We start from the raw sequence: 3,007 nt of genomic DNA on the forward strand, positions 1-3,007 counted from the left end.
ACGTCGGGACCAGCGGCCGGAGGTCCGGACCTCCCGGCCGCTCCCCGGGTCCCGCACGTCCGGACCGGACGTGTCGCTGGTCGCTGCCCGGGCCGCGCTTACCTTGCCGCGCCCGGGAAACCGAACGAGGTGAACAACTCCATGCCCCGAAAACCCGCCACGGGCCGGCACCGCATCACCCGGCGCACCAAGCTCGCCACCCTCGGCCTGGGCTTGGCGCTCGCCGCCGGCGCCCTGGTCGTCGCCACCACCACCGGCGGCACCGGCACCGCCGGAGCGTCCGAAGTGGACAAGTCGTTCTTCGTCGACATCACGAAGGTGCCCAAGGGCACGAACGTCGACCAGGCGCTGGAACGCCAAGGCGCCCGCGGAACCTTCACCGTGGACTGCGGCCGCAACGAGAACCAGCACTTCAACCCGGACAACTTCATCGCCCAGCCCGGTGTCCGCAACGGCGCCGAGCACCTGCACGACTACGTCGGCAACCTCTCCACCAACGCCGACTCCACCAACGAAAGCCTCGCGAAGGCCGGCACCACCTGCAAGAACGGGGACAAGTCGACGTACTTCTGGCCGGTCCTCCGCATCGACACCGAGGAAGACGAAGATAACCCGCCCGCCAAGGACGTCTCGGGCGATCGCGAGCAGGCGAAGCAGGAGAAGGCCGGGACGCAGGTCGACTGCCCCGACGTCGCCAGCAAGCTCGCCGACGTCCCCGACCCGGCCGCCGCCGAGGTCGAGCGCAACCTCGACCTGCTCGACAACCAGGTCAAGGAGGCGAACGCCCGGATCGCGGGCGGCGACCTGAAGTCGGAGCAGGACATCCGCAACGCCGTGCTGAACCCGCTCGGCGACAAGCGGAAGGCGGCCCTCGACCGCATCGCCATCGCGATCGGCCGGACCGGCGCGAAGCCGGCGGACCTCGGCGGCCTGGCGGCCTGCGCCCTGAAGAAGAACGGCCAAGGCGGCCTCGACAACGGCGGCGGCAACAGCACCGGCAAGCCCGCCGAGCTGCCGGGTGTCAACGAGGACAACGAGATCGGCGACAACGAAGGCGAGATCCAGCGCGTCGAGCGAGCCGACCTGACGTTCACCGGCGGCGGCGCCCGCCGGGTCGTGGCGATGCCGCAGTTCCTCCGGATCCTCTACGGCGACGCCAAGCAGAGCACGAACGGCCCGGCCAACGTCCGGCCGAGCTGGACGTGCAGCGGGTTCGAGGACCGGCTCACCGACAAGTACCCGATCTGCCCCGAGGGCAGCAAGGTGAAGCGCATCCACAGTTTCCCGAACTGCTGGGACGGCAAGAACATCGACAGCGCCAACCACCGCACGCACATCGTGTTCGCCGACCGGCAGGGCAGGTGCCCGCAGGGCTTCCGGAACGTCCCGCAGCTGCGGATCACGCTGACCTACGACATCCCGAGGGACGTGCAGGTCAACGGACAGTACAAAGTGGACGCGTTCGAGCAGGAGAACCACAACCCGCGCTCGGACCACGACGACTTCGCCAACGTCATGGGCCAGCGTCTGATGAACCAGGTGGTCCGCTGCATCAACAGCGGCCAGCGCTGCTCGCAGTGACGCCTGCGGTAACGGCGGTCAGTCGAGGCCTTCGATGATGCGGAAGTCTCGCTCGACGCCGTCGGCGAGTGCGGCCAGCGCCTCCTGGTAGGCCGCACTCGCCCGTGCGGCGACCGCCTGTTCGAAGCTGTCGAACTCGATCAGGATGGTGCGCTCGGCGACTCCGGCGTCGTGCGCCACGACCCGGCCGTCGCGGGCGAGCACCCGCCCGCCCGCGGCCCTGACGGCCGGAGCGGCCAGTTTGTTGTAGGCAGCCAGCTTCTCGCGGTCCGCAATGGTGCGGTAGACGCTGACCCAGTAGCCCTTGGGCATGGAACCTCCAGTGTGGGGATGAGTGCATCCGGCTTACGGGTTGGTCTCGTACCAGCGTCGGCGGGCGAGCGCGAGGCTGGTCAGCGTCGTGATCGCCATGGCACCGATGCCGACCAGCGCCGCGGTGGTGTAGGCGCTGTCGTCGGGGAAGAGGCGGCCGGGGCCGACCGCGAGGACCAGGCCGCCGATGGCGCTGCCCGCGGAGTACCCCACGCTGCGGACGACGTAGTTGAAGCTCATGGCGCTCGACGTCTCGCTCTTGGGGGTGACGGCCAGGATGACGCCGGGCATGGCGGCCGAGAAGCTGCCGACGCCGAAGCCCAGCACGCCCATGGCCGTGAGCAGCTCGGCCAGGTTGGACCGGGCGGTGGCGAACAGGACGAACCCGCCGCCGACGATGGCGGCGCTGCCGGCCAGGAGCACGGGGCCGTCGATCCGGTTGCGGACCCGCGGCGTGAGCTTGCCGGCGACGAACCCCAGCGCGGAGAACGGGATGAGGACGAGCCCCGCCACGAAGGTGCTCAGCCCGAAGCCGTAGCCGGCGCTGTGCGGCGTCTGCGCGTAGCGGCTGATGAGGGTGAGCAGGAGGTACATGCCGCTCCCGCCGACGAACATCGCGATGTTCGCCCCGGCGACCGCCGGGTGCCGGACCGCCCGGACGTCGATCAGGGGCGTCTTGGTGCGCAGTTCGGAAACGGTCCAGACGCCGAGCAGGAGTACGGCGGCGACGGCGAGGGGCACCGCCACGGCGAGGTGCCGGCTCCACAAGCTCCGCTCGCCGGCCAGGAACAGGACGAGGAGCAGTCCACCCGCCAGGACGAGCGCACCGGCCACGTTCACGTGAGCGGAGCGGCCTTCGGGAGCTGCGGGCACGGAGCGCCACGCGGTCGCGAGGGCGAGGGCGGTGACGAGCAGGCCGAGGCCGTAGGCGGCGCGCAGTCCGCCGACCTCGGCGAGCAGCGCGGCCAGCGGGTAGCCGACGCCGGCTCCGATGATGGAGACCACCGAGATCAGGGCGATCGTGGCCGCGCCGCGTTCCTCGGGAAGGTGGTCGCGGGCCACGCCCATCATCAGCGCCGTGAGGCCGAGTCCGACGCCTTGGGCCGCTCTGCCC

The 3,007-nt window shown here is 70.7% G+C and carries 3 protein-coding genes; 1 reads left to right on the forward strand and 2 read right to left on the reverse strand.

Features of this window, described 5'->3' with window-relative positions; genetic code table 11:
• Nucleotides 1-141 precede the first annotated feature (141 nt).
• Entirely contained in the window at nucleotides 142-1,581 is a 1,440-nt protein-coding gene (locus CCN39_RS43890; protein WP_086852637.1) for a DUF1996 domain-containing protein, read from the forward strand.
• An 18-nt stretch (nucleotides 1,582-1,599) separates the two neighbouring features.
• On the opposite strand, the gene CCN39_RS43895 is transcribed toward CCN39_RS43890, so the two are convergent.
• Nucleotides 1,600-1,893 (reverse strand): DUF1330 domain-containing protein, encoded by a 294-nt coding sequence (locus CCN39_RS43895; protein WP_086852634.1) that lies wholly within the window; start codon nucleotides 1,891-1,893, stop codon nucleotides 1,600-1,602.
• A gap of 33 nt (nucleotides 1,894-1,926) precedes the next feature.
• On the reverse strand, nucleotides 1,927-3,007 hold a 1,081-nt coding region (locus tag CCN39_RS43900; protein WP_086852639.1), incomplete at its 5' end, for an MFS transporter.

The organism is Amycolatopsis kentuckyensis (assembly GCF_002155975.1).
Classification (GTDB): Bacteria; Actinomycetota; Actinomycetes; order Mycobacteriales; family Pseudonocardiaceae; genus Amycolatopsis; species Amycolatopsis kentuckyensis.

Excerpts from the sequence above, each read along its gene's own strand:
- CCN39_RS43890 (WP_086852637.1), top strand. The coding sequence starts at position 142 with ATGCCCCGAAAACCCGCCACGGGCCGGCACCGCATCACCCGGCGCACC.
- CCN39_RS43895 (WP_086852634.1), bottom strand. The coding sequence starts at position 1,893 with ATGCCCAAGGGCTACTGGGTCAGCGTCTACCGCACCATTGCGGACCGC.